This is a genomic window from Rhodopirellula sp. UH5 (genome assembly GCF_056839225.1).
In genome coordinates this window covers 3,363,923-3,385,860 of record NZ_CM166390.1, presented here as the reverse complement: position 1 = coordinate 3,385,860, position 21,938 = coordinate 3,363,923, and the positions used below count along the sequence as shown (strand labels likewise).

At 58.0% G+C, this 21,938-nt stretch carries 20 protein-coding genes; 4 read left to right on the top strand and 16 right to left on the bottom strand.

Annotation, left to right across the window (positions count from 1 at the left end; translation table 11 throughout):
• Window positions 1-11: 11 nt before the first annotated feature.
• The gene (locus UH5x_RS11980) at window positions 12-1,856 is read right to left on the bottom strand and encodes a hybrid sensor histidine kinase/response regulator (protein ID WP_047813065.1); all 1,845 of its coding nucleotides are present in this window, start codon (window positions 1,854-1,856) and stop codon (window positions 12-14) included.
• Between the two features lie 520 nt (window positions 1,857-2,376).
• Here UH5x_RS11980 and UH5x_RS11975 point away from each other — a divergent pair.
• Entirely contained in the window at window positions 2,377-4,728 is a 2,352-nt protein-coding gene (locus tag UH5x_RS11975; RefSeq protein ID WP_047812996.1) for a hypothetical protein, read from the top strand.
• A 605-nt stretch (window positions 4,729-5,333) separates the two neighbouring features.
• Here UH5x_RS11975 and UH5x_RS11970 read toward each other — a convergent pair.
• A complete protein-coding gene (locus UH5x_RS11970; protein WP_047815642.1) occupies window positions 5,334-6,479 on the bottom strand; it encodes a cysteine desulfurase family protein in 1,146 nt (381 codons plus the stop codon).
• Window positions 6,480-6,618: 139 nt separating this feature from the next.
• Window positions 6,619-7,131 (bottom strand): SET domain-containing protein, encoded by a 513-nt coding sequence (locus tag UH5x_RS11965; protein ID WP_047815643.1) that lies wholly within the window; start codon window positions 7,129-7,131, stop codon window positions 6,619-6,621.
• Window positions 7,132-7,383: 252 nt separating this feature from the next.
• Between UH5x_RS11965 and UH5x_RS11960 the strand changes: the two genes are divergently transcribed.
• Window positions 7,384-8,154 (top strand): hypothetical protein, encoded by a 771-nt coding sequence (locus UH5x_RS11960; RefSeq protein ID WP_482635781.1) that lies wholly within the window; start codon window positions 7,384-7,386, stop codon window positions 8,152-8,154.
• 24 nt (window positions 8,155-8,178) lie between these two features.
• Here the strand turns inward: UH5x_RS11960 and UH5x_RS11955 are convergent, their stop codons facing one another.
• From UH5x_RS11955 to UH5x_RS11935, 5 genes are all read right to left on the bottom strand, one after another.
• The gene (locus UH5x_RS11955; RefSeq protein ID WP_047815645.1) at window positions 8,179-9,816 is read right to left on the bottom strand and encodes a flagellar M-ring protein FliF C-terminal domain-containing protein; all 1,638 of its coding nucleotides are present in this window, start codon (window positions 9,814-9,816) and stop codon (window positions 8,179-8,181) included.
• Between the two features lie 10 nt (window positions 9,817-9,826).
• On the bottom strand, window positions 9,827-10,213 hold the full coding sequence (fliE, locus tag UH5x_RS11950) for a flagellar hook-basal body complex protein FliE (RefSeq protein ID WP_047815646.1): 387 nt from the start codon (window positions 10,211-10,213) through the stop codon (window positions 9,827-9,829).
• A 67-nt stretch (window positions 10,214-10,280) separates the two neighbouring features.
• Window positions 10,281-10,700: a flagellar basal body rod protein FlgC gene (gene flgC, locus UH5x_RS11945; RefSeq protein ID WP_047815647.1), complete on the bottom strand. Its 420-nt coding sequence runs from the start codon at window positions 10,698-10,700 to the stop codon at window positions 10,281-10,283.
• A gap of 47 nt (window positions 10,701-10,747) precedes the next feature.
• Window positions 10,748-11,308 carry a flagellar basal body rod protein FlgB gene (locus UH5x_RS11940; RefSeq protein WP_482635780.1) on the bottom strand — a complete coding sequence of 187 codons (561 nt, stop codon included), beginning with the start codon at window positions 11,306-11,308 and terminating at the stop codon, window positions 10,748-10,750.
• A 2-nt stretch (window positions 11,309-11,310) separates the two neighbouring features.
• Window positions 11,311-11,733: an ATP-binding protein gene (locus tag UH5x_RS11935; protein WP_047815649.1), complete on the bottom strand. Its 423-nt coding sequence runs from the start codon at window positions 11,731-11,733 to the stop codon at window positions 11,311-11,313.
• A 443-nt stretch (window positions 11,734-12,176) separates the two neighbouring features.
• Between UH5x_RS11935 and UH5x_RS11930 the strand changes: the two genes are divergently transcribed.
• Complete coding sequence (locus UH5x_RS11930; RefSeq protein WP_482635779.1) at window positions 12,177-13,175, top strand: S26 family signal peptidase; 999 nt, start codon at window positions 12,177-12,179, stop codon at window positions 13,173-13,175.
• 29 nt (window positions 13,176-13,204) lie between these two features.
• On the opposite strand, the gene lexA is transcribed toward UH5x_RS11930, so the two are convergent.
• Both lexA and UH5x_RS11920 read right to left on the bottom strand, forming a co-directional pair.
• Window positions 13,205-13,807 (bottom strand): transcriptional repressor LexA, encoded by a 603-nt coding sequence (lexA, locus tag UH5x_RS11925; RefSeq protein ID WP_047815651.1) that lies wholly within the window; start codon window positions 13,805-13,807, stop codon window positions 13,205-13,207.
• 359 nt (window positions 13,808-14,166) lie between these two features.
• Entirely contained in the window at window positions 14,167-14,940 is a 774-nt protein-coding gene (locus UH5x_RS11920; protein ID WP_047815652.1) for an undecaprenyl-diphosphate phosphatase, read from the bottom strand.
• Window positions 14,941-15,070: 130 nt separating this feature from the next.
• Here UH5x_RS11920 and UH5x_RS11915 point away from each other — a divergent pair, with 130 nt between their 5' ends.
• Window positions 15,071-16,087, top strand: coding sequence for a DUF368 domain-containing protein (locus tag UH5x_RS11915; protein WP_482635778.1), 1,017 nt, complete (start codon window positions 15,071-15,073; stop codon window positions 16,085-16,087).
• Here UH5x_RS11915 and rnpA read toward each other — a convergent pair.
• The 6 genes from rnpA to UH5x_RS11885 form a co-directional block, all read right to left on the bottom strand.
• The gene (gene rnpA, locus UH5x_RS11910) at window positions 16,070-16,480 is read right to left on the bottom strand and encodes a ribonuclease P protein component (protein ID WP_047815654.1); all 411 of its coding nucleotides are present in this window, start codon (window positions 16,478-16,480) and stop codon (window positions 16,070-16,072) included. The genes UH5x_RS11915 and rnpA overlap by 18 nt on opposite strands.
• The gene (locus UH5x_RS11905) at window positions 16,480-17,796 is read right to left on the bottom strand and encodes a dihydroorotase (protein WP_047815655.1); all 1,317 of its coding nucleotides are present in this window, start codon (window positions 17,794-17,796) and stop codon (window positions 16,480-16,482) included. Before UH5x_RS11905 ends, rnpA begins: the two co-directional genes overlap by 1 nt.
• Window positions 17,793-18,824 (bottom strand): aspartate carbamoyltransferase catalytic subunit, encoded by a 1,032-nt coding sequence (locus UH5x_RS11900; protein ID WP_482635777.1) that lies wholly within the window; start codon window positions 18,822-18,824, stop codon window positions 17,793-17,795. Before UH5x_RS11900 ends, UH5x_RS11905 begins: the two co-directional genes overlap by 4 nt.
• 18 nt (window positions 18,825-18,842) lie before the next feature.
• Window positions 18,843-19,307: a DUF423 domain-containing protein gene (locus tag UH5x_RS11895; protein WP_482635776.1), complete on the bottom strand. Its 465-nt coding sequence runs from the start codon at window positions 19,305-19,307 to the stop codon at window positions 18,843-18,845.
• Window positions 19,304-20,482: a quinolinate synthase NadA gene (nadA, locus tag UH5x_RS11890; RefSeq protein WP_102017622.1), complete on the bottom strand. Its 1,179-nt coding sequence runs from the start codon at window positions 20,480-20,482 to the stop codon at window positions 19,304-19,306. Before nadA ends, UH5x_RS11895 begins: the two co-directional genes overlap by 4 nt.
• Window positions 20,483-20,661: 179 nt before the next feature.
• On the bottom strand, window positions 20,662-21,873 hold the full coding sequence (locus UH5x_RS11885) for an aminotransferase class V-fold PLP-dependent enzyme (RefSeq protein WP_482635775.1): 1,212 nt from the start codon (window positions 21,871-21,873) through the stop codon (window positions 20,662-20,664).
• Window positions 21,874-21,938: the final 65 nt, after the last annotated feature.

Genomic DNA, 21,938 nt, shown 5'->3' with positions numbered 1-21,938 from the left:
GCAAGCCGAACTCAGCAAATGGAGTTCTTCGTTCCGCCGGATGCGGTTCGGGCAGCGTCAGGGTCCTCGTCGCCAGGAGGATTGCCATCGGGTGAGGCGCCGGGAGGATGCTGCACGTTGGGGTTGGCTTCGATCACCGTTTTCAAGACATCGATCAGTTGATCCAGGCGGAACGGTTTGAACAGAACCGCCTTGGGGTGCAAGCCATTTTGCTTGGCTTTCACAATCGAGTGTCCGGGGTCGTAACCGAACCCGGTCATCAGGATCATCGGCACGTGCGCCATGACCTTTTCAAGACGCAGCATCAATTGGTAGCCGCTGTAGTCGGGCAGTTTGATGTCGCTGATGATCGCGTCATAGCTGTCGTCGCCCGCACTCCGGCGGACCATCAAGACCGCTTCGTCACCTTCGTGGGCGGTTTCAACGACACAGCCGTATCGTTCGAGCAACTGGTGGGCGTCTTCGCGAACTTGTTCGTCGTCGTCGACGACCAGGATCCGGCGGGCGCGGAGGATCGCGTTTTGGTCCAGTTTCTCGTCCGCGGGAACGGCTTCCAGGGGAGTCATCTTTTGGCCGATCTGCTGGATCGTCCGTTTGATGTCGCGGGAGTTTTGCAGGATCCGGCGGAGGCGATCCATCACTTCGGGGCTGTGCCCGATGTAGCCTTCCATCACGTGGACGGCGTCGTTGAGGATCGCATCGACTGGCAGAGCGACTGCGCTGTGAATCGCATCGCAGCTCTGTTGAGCCGTGTTGGCTTTTTGAGCGACCAGAAGCTCGAGTGTGTTCAGGGCAAACGCAATGTCGCGAGCGAAGATCTCCAGGAACTGCAGATCGCTGTCGCTGAAGGCTGCCACGTCGGGGCTTTCGACGTTGATGGTCCCCAGCACTTGATCGTGCAGGACCAGCGGGACCGTCAGGGAGCTGCGGGCGTCGGCGACACCGGGGATGAAGAGCGGGTCGTTTTGAACGTCGTGACAGACGTAACTGACACCGCTGGCGGCAACGTACCCTGTGATGCCGTTCTCTCGCGGGTGAGCGGAAAGGCGGCGGTCGGAGGCTTCCTCATCGATGCCGACGCTGAGCAACGGGATCAGGTCGCCGGTGGTTTGCTCGAGCACTCGAATCTCGATGACTTCGAAATTCAGCAGATCGCGGAGGTAGTGCTGGATGTTGTCTTTCAAAAGATCGATTCGGTCATCGACCTCCATCATGAAGATTTCGTTGGGTCGCAGGTCAGCGAGTTCCCGGCCGGCTTGGTGAATCGCCGCCAGCTTTTGTTGCTGCAGGATTTCGTCGGTGATCTCGCCGACGGTGACGATCAAGTTGCGGGGAGATTCCGCGGAGCGAATGGGTGCGGCGTGGACCTGGAAATACTGGTTGTCCATGCTGTGGAGCGTGGAGCTGCTTTCGTCCCCGGTGGCCAAGGCGGTGTGGAAGGGGCAGAAATCCGGCCCCATGATCTCGGGGTTGTGCAGCAATTCGTAGAACGTCATCCCGAGTGGGGTGCCGGCGGGACGTCCCGCCCATTGCAGCAGGCGATGATTGGCCCAGATCACGCGCAGATCGGCGTCGAGCAGCGCGACACCTTCGGGCATGTCGCGGAGCATCAATCCGCTCTGCATCATGCCACGAATTTCGGATGTCTGGGGAAGGCTGGTGCGATCCATCCAAATCCCAGCGACATCCTCCTCTTCGAGCAATGGAAATGCGTCGACGATTGACTCGCAAAACACCCATTCAATGGATGGTGCGTGCGTACCTTCGGCGGATGTGTCCTGAGACAACAACGCTTCTGGCAGCGAGGATCGATCCGGAGGCGAGCTTGGGGCGCCGACACAGATGACCTTTGGCATGATCCTACCTCCCCCCGTTTCAATCTTGACCGTTGGCTGGGTCGTGCGAACAGTGTTCCAGTAACGTCGTCTTTCACGCCCGGTTTGGGAACCACATCCCGGGAATTTTTGCAGAATTCCTGTGGGTTTCATTTCCCACCTGCATTCTACGCAGGAATCAATCGGCAGGTGCGAACGCGAATTCTTCGCGTGCGAGGAATCGGTGGGTGCAGATGAGGGGATTGAGAGAGTTTTGCGAAATTTCCTATCGGAGTGCGCGTTTGATGTCAGTTTCACGCTTACTCTCACTGCATCGATCCCGGAACGTTCGTGTTTCTGGGACGACTGAACAAAAACTAAGCTTTAATCGGTCCGATTGATTGACCGCATTGTTGACACTGCCTACCTGGTACCTACATTTTGGGGTAGCGGGCGTTGTTGCCCAGAGTACGCAGCCGTTAAAGCTTACCCGTGTTTCTTCTGTTGCCTCACAGGCTGTGAGCGTTTTTGGAGGTTTTTGATGAGATCGAACGTATTACGGATGGTTCTTGGACTCACAGCAGCAATGTTGCTTGCAGTGAATGTCTACGCAGGATGCGGAGATTGTGGTGGATGTGCTAGCGGCGACGGATGCGTCTCCGATGGCGGTGGTGCCACAGTCATGGGCGGCGGCTACGCCGGCGCCAGCTACGGTAACGCGGGTGCTTGTGGCCCAACCGTTTCCTATCAAACGCAGACGGTAATGCGTTCTCAGTACGTGACTGAGACTCGGATGGTTCCAACCACCACGTACCAACGTCAAACGCAAACTCGCATGCGTAGCGTGACCAAGCAAGTGGCTCGCGTTGAAAGCCGCGAACAAGAGTACACGGTCAACGTGCCGCAAACTCAAACCCGTACGGAAACCTACGACGTTCAAGTCGCAGTTCCTTACACCGAAGAAGAAACCTACTCGGTTCAAGTTCCTGTCACGACAGAAGTCGAACAGTCTTACCAAGTGTCGGTTCCTTACACCGAAAACATGGAACAGTCGTACCAAGTTTGCGTCCCCTACACCGAGCAGCTTGAGCAAAGCTACACGGTCCAGGTCCCGTACACCGAGACCAAGACGCAAACCTACACCGTCAACGTTCCTTACACCGAGCAACAAGAGCAAACCTACACGGTTCAAGTTCCTGTTCAGCAAACGCGTGAAGAAACCTACCAAGTGTCGGTTCCTTACACCGAAGAAATGGAGCAAAGCTACACGGTTCAAGTTCCTGTCACGAGCACGCAAACCCAGACTTACCAAGTTTGCGTTCCTTACACCGAAACATTGACCCAGACCTACACGGTTCAGGTTCCTTACACCGAAACCAAAACGCAGACCTACACGGTCAACGTTCCTTACACCGAAACTGTTGAACAGCCATACACGGTCAGCGTTCCTGTGACGGAGCAAGTTGCTCAGACCTACACCGTCAACGTTCCTTACACCGAGAACGTTGAGCAAACCTACACGGTTCGCGTTCCTGTTCAAGAAACCAAGACTGCTTTCCGTACCGTTACCAAGTGCGTCCCCGTGACCAGCATGCGTACCGTGACAAAAGACTTGGGCAGCTACCAATGCCAAGCCGTCGTTTCCGGCGGTGCAGCAGCTTACGGTAGCGGTGCTGGCGTCTACGCAGCTGGTTCAGGTTGTGGTTCGTCGGCTTGTGGTGGCGGATGTGCAAGCAGCTGTGGCTCTTGCTCAGCTTGCACCAGCAGCTGCGGTGGCGGATGTGGCTCGTCGGCTTGTGCTGGCGGATGTGGCGTTGTCGGTGGCGGTGCTGCTTCGGCTGGATCGGCATGCGGACCAACTGTTTCGTATCGTCGCGTTTACGTTCCAAACTTGGTGACGGAAGAAGTTCCAACCACCTCGTACCAACGTCAAACACAACAGGTTCCTTACACCTACACGACGACTTCGTACACCACGCAAACTCAATCGCGTACGGTTCCTGTCACCAAGTGCCGCACCGAAACTCGTGAGCGTATGGTCAACGTGACCAAGTACCAAACTGAAACTCGCACTCGTACCGTTCAGGTTCAAAAGTGCCGTCAAGAACAACGTACTCGTGACTACACCGTCACCAAGTACCGCACCGAAACGAAAACTCGCGAAGTGCCTGTTCAAAAGACTCGTTTGGAAACTCGCACCCGCGAAATTCCTGTGACGACAATGAAGACCGAAACTCGTACTCGTACCGTTCCTGTCACCAAAACTCGTGTTGAATCCCGTACTCGTACGGTTCCTTACACCACGATGACAACCGAAGAACGCAGCCGTACGATCACGGTTCAGAAGTGCCGTCAAGAAGAGCGTACTCGCGACTACACCGTCACGAACTATCGCACTGAAACTCGCACCAAGTCGATTCCAGTGACGAAGACTCGTTTGGAAACTCGCACCCGTTCGATTCCTGTGACCAAGACTCGCATGGAAACTCGCACTCGCATGGTTCCTCAAACGACCATGACCAGCGAAGAACGTACCCGTACGGTCAACAAGACCCGCATGGAAACGCAACAACGCACTCGCGAAGTTGCTTACACCGTCAACACTCCTGAAACTCGTACTCGTACTTACAACGTGACTGTCTATGACACTGTCACCGAAGAAGTGCCAGAAACCTACAGCGTTTGCGTTCCTGTGCAAACAATGAAGGAAGTTCAAGTTCAGGTTTGTCAGCAAGTCCCAACGACTGTTCAAGTTCCTGTCTACAGCTCGTCGGCTGCTTACGGTGCTGGCGTTTCCGCCGGTGCTGGTTGCACGTCATGCGGATCAGCTGCTGCTGCACCTGTTAGCTACGAAGCAGCTCCTGCTGCTCCCGTCATGCAAACCGGTGCTGGTTGCACCAACTGTGGTCAGTGATCGCTAGTCCATCGTTCACTGGAGGGTGACTCACCCTTCAGTGGATTTTGAAATCACAAACGGCTCGCATTCAGTTTTGGATGCGAGCCGTTTTCGTTGCCTTGCTACGTCGTGGGCGTGGCTGCTGGAGATGTCCGAGGGCAGATCGTTTCGGCGGAGTTCCACCTGCCGCACCTCTCCCGAAACGAAGTTTTTGGGGAAGGTCGAACGACGCCGGTCAGGCGTACGGGAGGGAGGGGGCCGAGCATGGGAAGCGGCGCGCACCGCCCTCCCCCGGAAATCTCGCTGAACGCTCGCTTTCCGCCCCCTCCCGTTTGCAGAGGGCGTGCAGTTTTCTGGTGCTGGGTTTTGGCGGGTTTCTGCAGCAACCACCCATCACAACCCGACGCGTGAGCGAGGGACGCCCCCAACTCCCACGACGGCCCCATCCGGGGCGACCGTTTGTTTTCCGGCATCGGTCTCTCGGGGCTTCCGCCCCGAGCGAAGCATGACGGCCCCATCCGGGGCGATACCCAGACGCCCGCCACCATTTATTTTTCGAACGTCCCAAGGGAGGGTGATAATAAACGCTTGGCAACACGGCACTTGAAAACTGCAGGACCTCCTTAAGGGGACGGGTAGTCCGTGGCTTCCGCCAGCAGGTTCACTGCTCGGTCGATTTGTTCGCGGCTGGTCGTCCAGCCCACTGAGATTCGAATCGCCCGGCCGACCTCTTTTTCGCTGCAGCCGATCGCTTGGAGCACGCGGGTCATCTCATCAGGGGGTGATTCCGACTGAGCCAAGCCGGCGACCAAATGTCGAGCGGCTTTTTGGATGCGTTTGGCTTCCGCCGGCATTTGAACGGTGACGGTGTTTGGCAAGCCATCGACGTGTTCCGCAAAGACCGTCACTCGCTCACCGAGGTTGCTTCGCAGCCCATCGATCAGCCGTTGACGCAGTTCCGCGAGGGTCGCGTAGGCTTCGTCGACGCATCGGCCTGCCATCGAAGCGGCGGAGCCGAAGCCGACAATGCCGGGGACGTTTTCACTGCCAGCTCGCAGGCCCATTTCGCGGCTCTCACCGAACAGAATGGGTTTGAGTTCGAGGCCGCGGCGGACGAACAGGGCGCCCACACCTTTGGGGCCATACATTTTGTGAGCGCTGAGAGCCAACGAGTCGACCCGAAGCTGGGTCACATCGACAGGGACCTTGCCGACCGCGGTGGTCGCATCGCAGTGAATTCGGATGCCCCGGTTGTGGCAGCGGTCCGCCAATTCACGAATCGGTTGCAGGGTGCCGAGCACATGGTTGGCCAATTGCAGGCAGACCATCTGCGTGGATTCCCGGAAGCGCTTCTCAAATTCGTCTGCGGGGACCATCCCTTGAGCGTCGCAGGGGACCAGTTCCACGTCCCAGCCGAGGCGTCCCAGTTGCAAGCCCGCCTGCATGACAGCATCGTGCTCGACGTTGCTGATCAACACGTGGGGAGGACCGTCCAGCGGATCCATGGTGTGGTCAAAATCTGCCGCGCCAAGGATTCCGAGGTTGTTTGCTTCGGTTCCGCCGCTGGTGAACACCAATTCAAAGGGTTCGCAGCCGATCAGAAAGGCGACGGATTCGCGGGCGCCTTCGATCGCTTCGCTGACGGCGGAGGCATGAACATGCGATTGGGTCGGCAGCATGAAGTGTGTCGACCAGTACGGCTGCATTGCCTCGATCACCGAGGGGGCCATCGGTGTGGTGCGATTGAAATCGAGGTAAATCAGTGACACGGCGGGAGAGTCAGAGGCGGCATAGCAAAGGAAGCGAATGCCAAGATTAACCCCTTTGCCGTGTGAATCCAGCCGCCATCATCGCAATTCCGATGGCGGGGCAGTTTCGCCGTGAACCTCGGTTTCGCGATGCGATGGATCAGCGAGGTTTTTTCTTGCGTCCTTTGGCCAGACGCTTCATCTTTTTGACTTCCTCTTCGGAGACGACCCAGCCGCGACAATTGCGGGCACCGCACTGACACTTGGGATTCCAGTCGAAGGCTTCCCAGGCATAGTCGAAGGTGATTTCGGTTTCAGCTTCGATGTTGCAGATCGCGACGACACCCAGCGAAAAATTTGTCAACTGCACCAATTCACAGTTGGGACTGCACGAGTGATTCATGAAGGCACCTGGCGTGCTGGGTTCGAGGTACCAGTCTTTGTCCAGATCCATCACATATTCACTGCCCACGTAGTGTTTTTTGTGAATCAGTTGTCCAGTGACTTCGAACACCAGTTCGCCGGGTTGGAATTGGCGAGCTGCGTAGACGCCGAAGCCACACCGTCCCGTCCCTTTGACTTCGATGTCGTCGTCGTAGTACGAGCGGTAGGAATAGTCCTTGTCAACGACAGCTTGGAGCTTCTTGCGGCGTTGTTTATCCAGTGCGGTCATTCGGTTTTTTGAAGAAAGATGAAGAGGAGACCATGGACGGATGTTACCAAGCTTTGCGAAACCGGAGCGGACCGTCAACGAGCAAACGAGCGAAATTTGCCGCCCGTTCTTGGCAGTGTCGATCCTAATCAGTTTGAAACGAATGTGAGGGCTGCGCGAGATCTAAAAAAACGTTCGACGTGCGACCGGGGGGAATGCCGATCTCAACGAAGCCAGCCGGTTTGATTGGTTTCCAGTTCCAAGGGATTTTCCATGTCACGTTCGCTCTTCACTTTCTTTTGTGTGATGACCATTTCTTTGGTCACCACCCATGCTCACGCGGACCTGGACTCCCTGTTGGGAGCTTGGACCCAGGAGGCTTCTGCGGATCAGGCCGCGGGAGAATCGTTGGTGCTCAACAATGCCTCCGAACCATCGCTGCAGGTTCAGCACGTGCCCTCACCCGAGGAACTGTTTCCTTCGCAACCCGTTGCGACGGTGAACCCCTACGCGGTGACGCCTGGATCGATTGATTGTGGCGGCTGCGATTCAGCGGGGCCCTGCCAGCAACCTGCCTGCAAGACGTGTGGGCCCAAGTTCAAATGGGCCAAGCGATTTGGCAGCGGATGTGATTCTTGCGGCGAGTTGGTCGAACCGGGTTGCCAATCTTGCAAGTCGTGCGGACTGGGTGGCAAACTCAAAGGTCTGGGCAGCAAGGGCTGCAACACGTGCGGCGAGATTGTGGAAGGCTGTCAATCCGGATGCAACGTTGGGCTGAGCGAGTGTCGTCCGCACCGTGCTCCCACGCTGCCACCGCCAAGCTCGATGCTGGAGTACTTCCGCAGCCGACCTTCGTACTCAGGGATCTGGGCTGGGTACGCCGAAGAAACTCGCAACCGTTGTCGCAACAAGAGCCCTCACGTGTTGGGCACTTGCGATTGCTTGGGATGCCGAACCGGTGGCTACCAATCGGGCAACTGTGCAACCGGAAGCTGCGGCTCGGTCTCACCAACGGCCTGCGGTTGTGGTAGCTGTGGTCACTGAGTGTTCGTAGCGGAGTCGGTTCGCTCAGGCAGCTTCGCCGACCCAACTGCGAATCACGTTGGCGGCAACTTCGGGATTGTCCTCCACCAAGGCGACCAGTTCGTCTTTGAGAGAGCCACCGGTGATCTCCATCGCCTCGACCTTGTCCGCTTGTTCCTCCACCGTGATCGGAGGGGCAGGCAGTTCCAAGCCGAATCCTTCTTTGAAGTCGGTGGGGTCGGCATTGCCGCTGAGTGACTTCACGCTGCTGCGAGCGATCAAGAGTGCGGCGGCAGCCAACCCCAGCATGGCCAAGGTTTGCCATGAATCCGACAGCCAAGACAGGGCAATCGTGGCGGTGGCGGGCGCGTCCAAGGCGGGCTCGGGCAAATCGATGTAGTCCCAGACTTGGACCAGCGGGAACCGGTCTTCGCCGGCAGCAACATCGGGTAGCAATGCCGTGACGGCTTGTTGGATTTCGGTTTCGGTTTGTTCTTTGAGGGCGACCAGGTCGGCGGTTTCCAACGGTTTGATGTCGTCCACGGTTTGGCCCGGGTTGGCTTCGAGCTGTTGCTTGGTCCAAACCTTCTTGTAGTAGCTTTGTGGCAAGCCAATCGAAACCTTCACGCGTTTGACGGGCAGTCCCGCCATCCGAGTCGTTGAGTACTCTTGTCCGGCAACCCGGTTGCTGGTTCGCTCATCTTCTTTTGTTTTGGATGTTTGAGCGGTGGCGTCCAGTTTGACAGGTCGGTTGCTGCTCAAGGCATTCGTTTGGGCGCCGGGGACTCCACCGGGCGTGGGACGCGAAGATTCTGTTTCGCGTTTGCGAGAAGTTTCGTTGAGCGTCGTGGGTTGATCCGCGTAGCTCAAGCTCGCTTTCTCGGTGCTCATCGTCGGGTCGATTTCGACGTGTGTCGCCACGTGGATCTTTCCGTAACCCATCAAGTGGTTGCGGATCTTCATCTCGAACCGCTCTTCTTCTTCCCGGCGTTTTCGGGACAGTGGGTCGTCGTCATCGGCCAAATCGAAGGATGAGGAACCATTGGTGTCCGTGACCACGACATCGTCGATCGACATGCCTGCGAACGAGGCTTGGACGAGGTCTTTGATTTGCATCACACGTGCTCGTGGCAGCGGTTGGATGCCTTCGGGTTCGATGGTCACGCTGGCGGATTGTGTCCGGGCGCGGGAAAGTCCCATGCGTTCGCCTTGGTCGTATTCCACTCTCGCCGTTCGGATGTCGTTGAACATCATGATGCTACGAGCGATGTCGAGCAGTTTGGCGTTCAATTCCCTCGCCACACGTTGTTCGTTCGATTCAAACGGGCTGGCTTTTTCAATCGCGGCTTGGACACTGGTTCGCAATGACAGCGGGAGCGAAGCAGAGCTTTCCAGTGCCTTCAGGAATTCACTGCGTGATTCGATCGGGATTTTGATCCGGCGACCATCGCGGGTCCAGCCTCGCAGGTCGGCGTTTCCAAAGGCGACTTCGGCCGCATCCAAATCGCGTTCACTGAAGCTCCGGCCGCCCAGCAAGTATTCGCTGGTTGGAGTCGAGCTGCCGCGCACCAAGAAACCCATCGCCACAATGATGGCTGTCAGCAACAGCCCCGCGATGATTCGCGAGGGGACGGGCATCGTGGAATAGATGCTTCGAAATTGATCGAGAGCGTTTTGAAGCATAGAAGGTTAGTCAGATCTGAACTTGTTGGATTTCTCGATAGGCGTCCATCAGCTTGTTGCGGATTTGCATCAGCATCCGGAATGCCAAGTCGGCCTTTTGGACCGAGGTGAGGACTTCGGCTTCGTTGACATCGCCGCCGGTCAACATGGAGTGAACCATGGAGTCGGCTTGGTTCTGCATTGAGTTGACGCCTTTGACTTGATTCATCAACAGGTTGCCCATCTCACCGAATGAAGAGTCGGTGGAGCTGGACGGCGTGGAGTTGGGGTCAAGCAGTGAAAAGGCTTGGTTGGATCCGTGTTGTTCGAGTCCTGCCGGTTTGGTCGCCTGCGACGACGCACCGCTCTGCAACGCACTGAACGTTGGCGGCGGACGGAAGGAAGCAACGGGACGCATGCGGACTGGGGCGAATCAAAGAGGAGGGTGAAATGTGTCTCGAACGATCAGGGGCCGGCCATTCAGGTCAGGCAAGGATGGCGAGTCGTTGGCGGCTCATGCTCTTGCTGATTTCAATCACACCCACGTTGGCTTCGTAGGCACGCGTGCTTTCCAAGGCGTCAACCATTTGAGTGGTGAGGTCGATGTTGGGGTGAGCGACATAGCCTTCCCACTTGCCTTCGTCGATCGCCAAGGGGTGATCGGGTTGGTAGCGATAGAGCGGTTCTGATTCGTCCAGCATGACTTCGGCGACTTTCACGCCAGCGGCCTCACCGGGGCTGGCCGTTTCGTCGGTTTGAAAGACGACTTGCCGGGCTTGGTAAGGATTGGGGTTTCCGTTTTCGTCGACCAAGGAGGACATGTTGGCGATGTTGCCCGAGATTGCATTGAGCCGCGTGCGTTGGGCAACCAACGCGGAGGTGCTGATGTCGAGTGCACTGATCATGGCGATCTCCAGACAATGAGGGGGACGAATCGAATGAGGAAGGCGTGTCAGGCACGTTCGGTGATCGCGGCACGCAGCAGTTCAAACTGGCTGCGAAGCGTGGTCACGGCGAGGTCGTGCAGGTGTTGGTTCTTGGATATCTCGGTGACCTGTTGTTCCAGCGAAACGTCGCTGTTGTCGTGATAGACAACTTGTTCCATCGCAGCTCGTGGGCCGCTGAATTGGTCGTCACGCGTGACTGATTCTGCGGTTCGCGAGGGGCTCAACGCTGAAAATGATTCGGGGCTCATCGCGTCGCTGGACGGGTTCGGCATGCCGACCGTGCCGCCACGGATGGCAGTTCCAAAGGGATTGTGGACCCAAGCTGGAACGTGTCCTTCGCTCAGGTCAGGTTGAGTGATCGAGGGGCCGGGTGACTGCTCCTTGCCACGGTCGCGAATCGAATCGGCCAAGGCGGTTTGGAATTGTCCTTGATCCAGGTCGCGACTGCGGTAATCGGGCGTGCTCAGGTTGGCAATGTTGCCAGCCAGCAGTTCGTGGCGTCGTTCGGTGAACGCCAGCGTCTGCTCGAGTGCACCGATGGTTGTCGAGGCGACTGGATTGAACATTTTCAAGCGGCCCGGCGTTTGGCGACTTGGTAGTGGGGGAATTTGACCGTCACTGCACCGCCGCCCTGAGGGCAATCTTGCCAATTCAGTTCCGCCGACAAGGCCGCCGCGATCATCGGCAGCTTGCAGGCTCGTTGATCGACTGCAGCACCGGTGTCAGCGAGTTCGATCTCGATGCCGGTGTTGGTTTGGCAGCCGGTGATGGTGAGTTCGCCACCCTCGGGCATTTCGATCAGGGCTTGTCGAATCAGGCTTTCGATCAACTGGCAAAAAGACGCCTGATCGGCGGGCAAACGCAGGGCGGCGTCCATGTCCACCTCCAAGCAAACTGGTGCTGGGTGGGCGACCAACATGGGCGATGCGAGCGTTTCCACCAAAATGGCTAAAGGTGGATCGTTGTCCTGGCCGATGAAATGATGTGACATGATAGGTTTCCGATGACGTTCATTTTTGGACGCGTCCGTGCGTTCCCGTTTGCTGTTAGCGTTCGGAGGGCGTTCGCTGCAAGATCAATCTTTTCCGGCACCCGGTTTTCATGTCCGTTTCTTCTCGATCCCAAGCTGCTGAAATCGCTTCGCGGATTTCTCGCCGTCGCCTGCTGGCAGGCGCGGGAGCAATCGGGGTGGCTGGGTGTGAAACCCGTCGTGAAACAACAACTGCGTTTCAAGTGGCCGGCCCATCGATGGCTCCGACTGTGTGGGGGCCTTCCGTGGAGTTCTCGTGTGAGGCGTGCTCGATTCCTCTTCGTGTGGACGCGGAGATTTGGCGATCGATCCGCCCAAGATTGATTCCAGCAGAGAGCCAACTTGGTTCCAGGCCTCGATGTTGGCACTGTGGGACTCCCGTGAGTGGTGGATCGATCGACTCATTGAGCTTCCTGTCGGCGGATGTGGTCACCGTTCGTTCATCCACGGCTGCTCAGCTTCAGGGCCGGTTGGGTGCCGGGGAAATGCCGTTGGTCGTGCTGGACCACGAGGGCCAGACTCATCTCAAAAGAGTGCTTGCCGGCCCCGGGCAGAAGGTGACTTCGGATGACCGCGGGCGGATGCGCGTGGATGGCAAGCTCATCGAGCCATCTGATTTGCCGGGTTTGCCAATCGACATTGACCAGCGACGGACGGGCGAGATCGCCAGCCGCTGGAGTTGCTTCCCCTCGCTGGCATGGCAACGTGATCCAGAAGGGAATTGGTCTGATTCAGCTGAGACGAGCGAACCAAGGCCCGAGCTCGTTTGGTTGGTCTACGAACACCGCAACGTCTACCGTGGCAATGTGGTCAGCCGAGTGTTCGATGATTGCCCTGCGAACATGGGGCTGGATCGACGACTCCACCCGGTCGATCAGGTTGGACTGACGGTTCAACTGCAGTTGCGTCCAACGGGAAGCAGCCAGGAAAGCAAGCAGGCCGCCATGGAATCAACCAGCGGACAAATCCACGCAGTGGCGTGGACCGATCAAGGCGTGCGTGTTGTCTCGAAGAAGCTGCCAGAGAAATTGGATGACCAAAGCATGCTGGTCAAGTTTGAGCCGCAGGCGTTCAGGACGGGGCGTCGGTTCGATCGGAGTGAGCTGAGCCTGGCAAGTGCTCCCGCTGTTTCCGCCACGTCGCCGGTGGCAATTGGTTGGAGCACCAATTCGATCGTCCGCGTTGGGGATTTGCGATTGTGGCGGCCCATTCAGTGGCGAATGGAAACCCCGTCGCGATGGCCCCTTCAGGCCAAGGAATGGTTTGTGGCGGGAGACAACACGCCCGTTTCAGTCGACAGTCGACGTTGGGGGCCGATTCACACGGACCAAATCGTCGGGATTTGCGACCCGATTGTTCGCGACGAGACACTCCGTCGCGACTCGAAAACGCTGCATGGTTGAACAGCAGTCTGTTGAGCTGGGACGCCGGGCTACAGCGTGGTCCGGACGGTTGCGACAGCGACGCCCACCACCTTGGGGTTCACAACGGTGACGGGGGACAGGTCGCGATCGCCGTTGCGTAGTTCCACGTGGCCGTTGATCGGATGCCAATAGCGAAGCGAAACATTTCCAGGGGTGGTCTCGATCGCGGCGAGTTGCCCCGGTTGGACGCTGTCCTGCTTGTTGATCACGATGTAATCACCATCATGGATCCCGCGACTGGCCAGAGAGTCCCCTGATATTTGAACAACAAATCGATCGCCGTCGGCAAGGATCTTGCCTAAATCAACCACATCGGTCGCGTTCATATCGATGTCCGTGGGTTGGCTTCGGACGATGCCTGCCATCGGCAAACCCGTGGGGGAACGAGCGTTTTCGCCCGTCAACTCGATTGCTCGCGACTTGTTGGCTTTCCTGGTGATCAATCCTTTGCGTTCGAGCGCGCGGAGGTGACACATGACACCATTGGGACTTCGGATGCCGAAATGCTCGCCAATCTCACGAACGGTGGGCCCATAACCTCGTTCTTGGATCAAGGAGCGAACTAGCTCGTAGACCTCTCTTTGTCTTTCGGTCAGTTGAACTTTGGCCATGAATTTCGCGGAGGGAGGTGGGGTGGGGGGCAAAGGAGCGATCCCATCGCTCTAACAGAAGCCTAGCATGTGAATCACTTTGATGACGTGCTTTTTATGACCAGTTTTTGCATCGACGACGTCGCGGTCCCCTGTGCGGAATTGCGCGCTCGTCGAAGGTGGCATCAGAAATCCAGTGACTCACCCTGCGGGGTGGTTCGTTGTCCCCTGTGGATCTTCGGTTACTCGAGGGGCGAAGGGACACTGCGTGCCAAAGCGATTGGCTGAGCATAGCTAAAATTGAACGGCTCGTGTTGCTCGCCCATAGCAAAAACTAGCTTCGGAGAGGTTGGTTGAGAGCCCCCTGCTTCTCTGGCGAGCTATCGAAGATTGAGAGCGACCACCACCAACCCTGCTGGGATGCACCAGTATGCGAACCAGTGCAGGCGGTCTTCCCGGCTCCATCGAATCAGCCATTTCAGAGCGACGATGCCCACGGCGAAGGCCACGGCGGCTCCGATCAGGAGGGTTTCGACGGACGCAGCACCGGAGGGGCCGTCCTCCAGGAGGTCTTTGACGGCCAAGACCGTCGCCCCCAGAATCGCAGGGATCGCCAGGAGAAACGAAAACGTCACCGAGTCATCTCGATCGAGGCCCATCAGTCGGCCGCCGAGGATCGTGGAACCGCTGCGGCTGATTCCTGGGAGGATCGCAAAGGCTTGGAAGCAGCCCACCAAAAACGCGGCGCCGAATCCCAGGCGGTCATAGGTTCCCGATTGGGGCGTGAGTCTGCCCAGCACAATCAACATGATTCCGGTCACGATCAGCATCGCCCCGGCGAGAAGCGGGCTGCGAAGGATTTCTGGGAATTGTGTTTTGATTGTCAGGCCGATCACAACGGCCGGAAGCGTTCCGATCACCAACAATCCAACGACCCGCCGGTCTTTCTTCAGCAGAGCCCAGATTCGCTGCCAGAACACGACCAGGATCGATCCCAGCGTTCCGGCGTGCAAAATGATCTCGAGAGTCACCGACTCGCCCAGTTCCCCCAGCATCGATCCGAGGATCACCAAGTGCCCCGACGAACTGATCGGGAGAAACTCGGCGATCCCTTGCACGACGGCCAGAATGATGACGCGAATGAGTTCCTGCACGATTCGAGGTCTCAACTAAAGTGTGTGGGGTGTGCGTCTGGACAGAGGATGTCCTAGGTTACTTTGTCGAGACGATTGTCGGCATCCGTCATTTCAAATCCTGTTCTTTTCCTCCGCCTGATTGACTCCTGTGAACGCATCCACCGGCTCGGACAGTTCTTCCGAAAGTATCAGTTTTGACGGCGAGGGGTCTCGGCGTCCTGATGGCATCGGAATGATGTTGCTGAACGTCTTTCGAGGGTTTTGCATGGGAGCCGCTGACACGGTGCCTGGCGTCAGTGGCGGGACGGTGGCTTTGATTCTGGGGCACTACGACCGCTTGATCGCGGCGATCAGTCATGTGGACACAACGTCGCTTGGATTGCTTCGAACAGGGCAATGGGGGGGACTCGCCCGGCGACTGGATTTGCGGTTCTTGATCGCTCTGGGGATTGGGATCGTCGTCGGAATCGGGGCCTTGGCCGGACTGATGCACTGGTTGCTGCAACACCGAGTCAGCGAGACCATGGCGGTGTTCTTTGGTTTGGTGCTGGCAAGTGTTTGGGTGGTCCGGCGCAATGTCACTCAGTGGACGCTTCCACGGTGCGTTCTGTTGGTGGTCGGTGTGCTGGTGGCGTTGGGAATCTCGCGAATTCCTGCGACGACAGGCGACGCCAGTCATGTCTTTTTGTTTTTCAGTGCGTCAATCGCGATTTGTGCGATGATCCTGCCAGGGATCAGCGGCGCGTTCATTTTGTTGTTGCTGGGCGTTTACGAACCGGTGATCGGCATGATCAAAGGCGTTGTCAAAGGCCAGATCGACATGGATATCGTGGGCCGGTTGGCCGTGTTCGCAGCGGGGTGCCTGTTTGGATTGCTGGCGTTCAGTCGATTGCTGAATTACCTGCTCGAACACTTCCGAGACGCAACGATGGCGGTGTTGATCGGGTTGATGATTGGTTCGGTTGGCCGGCTTTGGCCTCTGCAACGGGTGACCCCGGAGACCGCTGAACTGGAACTGAAGCACCAAGAGTTCGTTTGGGTTTTGCCACACCATTACGAAGGCAGTTTGGTGGTGTTGCTAGCGCTCGCCATCACGGCCGCCATCGTGGTGATCGCTGCCGATCACTTCACTCGACGGATGCAATCATCATCGACCGTCACTTGAGGGTTGGCTGCGCCGCACCGCTCGACCGACGAGTTTGACAAAACCTTTGTCGATCAATTTCCAACTTGCTTGGACGTCTTTCTTGGGTCGGACAACGTAATCAAACCCGGGCGGAAGTTCCATTTGGTGCAGTCGGTACGCTTCCCGTATCAGACGTTTCCAACGGTTGCGAGCGACCGCGTTGCCGGTCTTCTTAGGGATCGTCACGCCCAGGCGACATTGCGTTTGGGTTGCGTCCCCTGGCGACGTTTGATTGCGTGGCAAGGCGAAGACGACCAAGCAATCATTGGCGGCAACACCGCCACGTCGGAGTGCTTTGGTGAAGTCACCACTGCGTACGACGCGAGATGACTTGGGGAATCCCAGCGGGTGTTTTCCAAGCGTGCGCGACATCAGGAGGCAGTGTTCGCAGCGGCAGGATTCAGTTCGAATTTCAGGCGACCGCCGACCAGGGTGTGAGTGACTCGAGCGGCAAGCGTGCGCCCGGTCATGGGGCTCGACTGACATCGCGACCGAAATTGTTTGGCCTCGACCGACCAAGCCTGGTTGGGATCGATGACAGTCACGTCCGCGTTGGCACCCACAGACAAGCTGCCACCGTCGACGCCCGCAATCTTTGCAGGCGAAGTCGAGAGGCACTCGATCGCTCGAGACCAACCCAGGATTTTCGTTTCCACCAAGTCGGTTGCGATGGCGGCGAGAGTCGTTTCCAAGGCGGAGGCGCCAAACGGAGCCAGGTCCAGGTCGTTGGCCTTTTTTTCCTGAGCCCGTGGCATGTGCCCGGATTCAATGGCATCGATCACACCTTCCGCAACCGCATTGCGAAGTGCTTCGACGTGCGATGGACTTCGCATTGGCGGGTGAACTTTGTACCGCGAATCGTAGGATCGCAGCAGCTCATCGCTGCCAAACAAGTTGTGTGGGCAGACCGATGCAGAGATGTGGATGCCCCTTGATTTCACACGGCCAATCATGTCGATCGCACCCATCGTGCTGACCGGGCCCACGTGCAACCGACCCTTGGTGGCTTCTGCCAAACGGACATCACGAGCGACCGCGAGGTCTTCCGCTTCGGTTGGCAAGCCCTTCAGGCCCAGGACCAATCCGATTCGGCCGTCGTGCATCACCCCGCCGTCAGCCAGTTCCGGGACTTCCGGCCGATCAAAGATGGGCAAGTCAAACATGCGGCAGTAGTCGAGCGCCCGTTTCAGCAGCGCATCGTTGGGCATCGGTCGCGGCGTGTCACTGAAACCGGCCGCTCCGGCCGCGGCCAGGATGCCAAGTTCGGCCATCTGTTCGCCTTGACGCCCTTTGCTCAGGCAAGCGATGGGCAGCACGCGAACCCCGTCGATGCGCTGGGCAATTTGGCGAACCAATTGCACGGACGCGGCGGAGTCCATCAATGGTTTGGTGCTGCTGCAGCACAACACCGTCGTGTAACCACCTGCCAAGGCAGCGTCGCTGCCTGTTTGAATGGTCTCGTCTTCTTCACTGCCCGGTTCACGCAGTTCCGTCGCCAGATCGACCAATCCTGGAGCGACGATCTTGCCGGTCACGTCCAAGCGGCCTGCCTCGGGTGGCAAATCACCATCCGGCGTGTCGATCGAGTGAATTTTTCCCTCGTGCAGAACGAGGCGTGCGATCCGGTCGACACCATTGGCGGGATCGATCACCCGGCCGCCATCGAGTACCCAAGTGGAATCGTTCATGCGAGGGGCTCCGTGGAGGCGTCGGCGTTGTCTTTTGCGTTGGCGAGCAGCCACAGCGAGGCCATGCGGACGGCGATTCCGTTGGTGACTTGTTCGAGGATCACGGAATGCGGGCCGTCAGCGACTTCCGGCGTGATTTCAACGCCACGATTGATGGGGCCGGGGGCCATGATCAGGATGTCGGGTTTGGCGAGCCGCAGGCGTTGACCGTTCATGGCATACAACGCGGCGTATTCGTAGACGCTGGGGAACGGGCGAGCTTTTTGACGTTCGAATTGGATGCGAAGCAGGTTCAAGACATCGCAGCGGTGAACAATTTCATCGAGTCGGTGAGCGACTTCAAACCCGAGTTCTTCCCAGCGCGGGCTGACCAGAGTCGGTGGTCCACAAATGATGACGTGGGCACCCAACTTGCGGAGGCCCCACAGGTTGCTGCGTGCGGTTCGACTGTGGGCGATGTCGCCGACCAAAGCCACCGTCATGCCAGCGAACACTTTTTCAGGATCGGCGGCTTCGTGTTTCCAGTCCGATCCGATGCGGTGCTGCAGGATCGTCAGCATGTCCAGCAAACCCTGGGTGGGATGCTCGTGCGGTCCATCGCCGGCGTTGAGCACGCTGCATTTCAATTCTCGGGCCAGCAAGTGAGGCGTTCCCGGCGTGGAGTGACGCGTCACGACCCAGTCGACACCCATCGCTTCGATTGTCTTGGCCGTGTCGACGAAGGTTTCGCCTTTGGCGACGCTGCTGCCACTGCTGCTGAATTCGACCGTGTCCGCACCCAAGCGTTTGGCGGCCAGCGAAAAACTGTTTCGCGTGCGAGTGCTGTTTTCGAAGAACAAATTGGCACACGTTTTCCCGGTCAGCAGCGGGACTTTGCGGCGACAACCTTCGGTCATTGCCTTCAGCTCGTCCGCGGTGCGTAAGATCGCGAGGATCTCAGCGGCGGAGAGCCGTTCCAAATCCAATAGGTGACGATGCCGCCAAACGGCCGGGAATGACAAATGATCGGGTGAGAGCGATGCGTCCATGGTCGGGAGTTTAAAGCATCATTGACTTTTCGACGAGTCACGGCAGCCCACAAACATCAACCAACCCACCATCCAGCAAACGCCGCCGATTGGCGTGATCGCCCCCAGCACGGGCGTGTCGGTCAAAACCAGCAGGTACAAACTGCCGGAAAAGAAAATCAATCCCGCCACCATCAACGCACGAATCGTACGCAGCCATTTGGTGGATCGCAGCGGAGCCACCGCCAAGGCCAACAAAACAATGGCGTGAGCCAAGTGGTAGCGGGCTCCCGTGTCAAATTGCGCGACCCGGCGAGCAATCGTTTCGGGATCCATTCCGGATTGCTCAAGAAAGTTGGGCAGCCCGTGAGCACCAAAGGCTCCGATCCCGACGGCGGATGCTCCGGCCAAACCAGCCAGAATCATGTTCCAACGCGAAGGAGCAACCGAATCGGAGTGCACTTCACCGGGGTTGGTTTCTGACGGTGAGTAGGGAGATGTCATTTCACCGCCAACATGCGTTCCAACGCGATCAAACTCCACTTGGTGGTCTCTTCGTCCACGCGAATTTGGTTGACCAGCCGGCCGTCACGCAAGTTTTCCAGCGTCCAACAAAGGTGTGTCAGATCGATTCGGTACATCGTTGCGCACATGCAAACGACGGGGCTCAAAAAGTGAATCTCTTGTTCCGGGTGCTCGTCCTTCAAGCGGTTGACCAAGTGCAGTTCGGTCCCAATCGCCCATTTCGTTCCCGCCGGGGCATTCTGGACGGTTTGAATGATCTTGCCCGTGCTGCCACTGACATCGGCAATGTCGTTGACCTCGCGGGGGCATTCGGGGTGCACGAGGATCTGGATGCCCTCGTGTTCCTTGCGAAATCGAGCAACGTGCTCGGCGCGAAACATTTGGTGGACGCTGCAGTGACCCTTCCACAGGATCACGCGGCTGGCTTCGATTTGTTCGTCGGTGTTGCCGCCCATTTCCAATGCGTAGGGATCCCAGACGGGCATTTGATCTTCGGTGATTCCCATCGTCAGCGCGGTGTTGCGGCCGAGGTGTTGGTCGGGAAAGAAGAAGACTCGCTGGCCGCGTTCAAACGCCCATTCCAAAACCGCTTTCGCGTTGCTGCTGGTGCAGACAATTCCACCGTGACGACCACAGAACGCTTTCAAGCTGGCGGCGCTGTTGATGTATGTGACCGGGATGACTTGTTCTGTCTCAATCACTTCGGACATGTCCGCCCAAGCCGCTTCGACCTGCGCGATCGCGGCCATGTCAGCCATCGAGCATCCCGCCGCCATGTCAGGCAGCAGCACGTCGACTCGGCGACCATCGCGGGCTTCGATTCGGTCCGGACGGTTGGCCAGAATGTCAGCCGTTTCTGCCATGAAGTGAACGCCGCAGAACACGATGGTCCGGCACGCTTGGCTTTTGGCCGCCATTTCGGACAACTGGTAGCTGTCGCCTCGCAAGTCGGTGTGCTCGATCACTTCGTCCTGCTGATAGTGGTGGCCCAAAATCAGCAGTTCTTCCCCGAGTTCTTTCCGCACCGCTTCAATTCGTTGCTGAAGAACTTCGTTTTCCAGCGATCGGTACGGTTTCAAAGGATGCAGCGCATCCATTTCATCGTTTCCGCTGGTGGGTTGTTCGGGAGGCGTGGTGGTTGGCAAATCGACCATGGGGATTTCAATCAAAGAGGATCGGCGGCGCATCGTGGGGCGACACGTCATTATTGAAACCGATCCACCCCTTTGTTTCCATGCCTGCCGTTTTGAGCTCGCCCCCCCCCAAACGCCAAAAGAACATCTTCCCCTGCTTTTCAGGAAAGAACGTTTTCGTATCTGAAAAAGGGATTGCCTCAGGACAACGCTGTGATCTGAGCGGCAATTTCAGCGACCGCCTGGATCGCTGCGTCGATCTCATCGGGGGTTGTGCCGTGTCCCCCGCTGATGCGAACGGTGCCTGCCACTTCCGTCCCGAGGTGGCGGTGAATTCGTGCGGCACAGTGATGGCCTGAGCGAACCTCCATTCCAAATTCCCCCTCCAAGATCGCGGCGGCATCGTCCGGCGGAAGATCTGGTCCAAAGTCGAGGCTGGTGATCGGAAGAGGGCCTGGACGTCCGAAAACTTGAACCCCTGCGATCGAGCTCAATCCAGCATGAAGTTGCTGCGACAGACCAGCCAGTTTCTGAGCGGAATCCTCCAGTGGTGCCAGCGAATCCATCGCCGCCCGCCATCCCGCGATGGCGGGCAAGTTCATCGTGCCCGGTTCCAGTTTCTCGGGCATGGATTCGGGCATGACATCCGATCGGCCGTCGTGCCCGGTTCCGCCCTGCATCCAAGGTTGGATCACATCGTGCCACTCGGGTGACAGGCAGAGCATTCCGATCCCCGGCGGACCACCGCAACCCTTGTGAGCGGGTGCCGCCAAGGCATGCACTCCGAGTGCCTGGACATCCACCGGCAAGTAGCCCAGCGACTGGGCCGCATCACACAGGAACAAAATTTGATTCGACTTGTTTCGCAATCGGTTGTGTTCGGCGATGGCCGCTCCGATCTCTGCGATCGGTTGGACTGCCCCGGTCACGTTGGACGCATGCGACAAAGCCACCAAGCGAGTGGCGTCATGGATCTTTCCGATGACATCGTTCGCTGACAGCAAACCGTTGACATCCGGTGAGACTTCCTCGATCGTCGCGCCGGCCGCTGTTGCCGCAACGAGCAATGGTCGCAAAACGGCGTTGTGCTCGACCGCCGAAGTCAGCAGGTGCGAGCCGGTTCCGATCGCATGCGAGGGACCGACCAGCCCATGCATGACGGCGTTCAACGCCGAGGTGCAGCCCGAGTGAAAGCTGACGCAGTGGTCCGATTCGGCATTCACAAAACGAGCCAGTTGAGATCGCAACGAACGAGCGAGTTCGCTGGCTTTCCTCGCCGACGCGTAATTGCCTCGCGAAGCCGAAGAGCCGACGTTGGTCAGGAACTCAACCATCGCTTCGGCGACACCCTCCGCTTTCGGCCACGAGGTTGCAGCGTGGTCCAAGTAGATGCGGGGTGGGGTGGCAGGCACGGTTGTGTCAGACGGTCCAGTCGGGATCGGGCGTTGATTCAGTGGTGAAGGTGCAGCCGGGCGGC

Coding starts and splice junctions, on each gene's coding strand:
- UH5x_RS11980 (WP_047813065.1), bottom strand. CDS start 1,856: ATGCCAAAGGTCATCTGTGTCGGCGCCCCAAGCTCGCCTCCGGATCGA.
- UH5x_RS11975 (WP_047812996.1), top strand. CDS start 2,377: ATGGTTCTTGGACTCACAGCAGCAATGTTGCTTGCAGTGAATGTCTAC.
- UH5x_RS11965 (WP_047815643.1), bottom strand. CDS start 7,131: ATGACCGCACTGGATAAACAACGCCGCAAGAAGCTCCAAGCTGTCGTT.
- UH5x_RS11960 (WP_482635781.1), top strand. CDS start 7,384: ATGTCACGTTCGCTCTTCACTTTCTTTTGTGTGATGACCATTTCTTTG.
- UH5x_RS11955 (WP_047815645.1), bottom strand. CDS start 9,816: ATGCTTCAAAACGCTCTCGATCAATTTCGAAGCATCTATTCCACGATG.
- fliE (WP_047815646.1), bottom strand. CDS start 10,213: ATGCGTCCCGTTGCTTCCTTCCGTCCGCCGCCAACGTTCAGTGCGTTG.
- flgC (WP_047815647.1), bottom strand. CDS start 10,700: ATGATCAGTGCACTCGACATCAGCACCTCCGCGTTGGTTGCCCAACGC.
- UH5x_RS11940 (WP_482635780.1), bottom strand. CDS start 11,308: ATGTTCAATCCAGTCGCCTCGACAACCATCGGTGCACTCGAGCAGACG.
- UH5x_RS11935 (WP_047815649.1), bottom strand. CDS start 11,733: ATGTCACATCATTTCATCGGCCAGGACAACGATCCACCTTTAGCCATT.
- lexA (WP_047815651.1), bottom strand. CDS start 13,807: ATGGCCAAAGTTCAACTGACCGAAAGACAAAGAGAGGTCTACGAGCTA.
- rnpA (WP_047815654.1), bottom strand. CDS start 16,480: ATGTCGCGCACGCTTGGAAAACACCCGCTGGGATTCCCCAAGTCATCT.
- UH5x_RS11905 (WP_047815655.1), bottom strand. CDS start 17,796: ATGAACGATTCCACTTGGGTACTCGATGGCGGCCGGGTGATCGATCCC.
- UH5x_RS11900 (WP_482635777.1), bottom strand. CDS start 18,824: ATGGACGCATCGCTCTCACCCGATCATTTGTCATTCCCGGCCGTTTGG.
- UH5x_RS11895 (WP_482635776.1), bottom strand. CDS start 19,307: ATGACATCTCCCTACTCACCGTCAGAAACCAACCCCGGTGAAGTGCAC.
- nadA (WP_102017622.1), bottom strand. CDS start 20,482: ATGGTCGATTTGCCAACCACCACGCCTCCCGAACAACCCACCAGCGGA.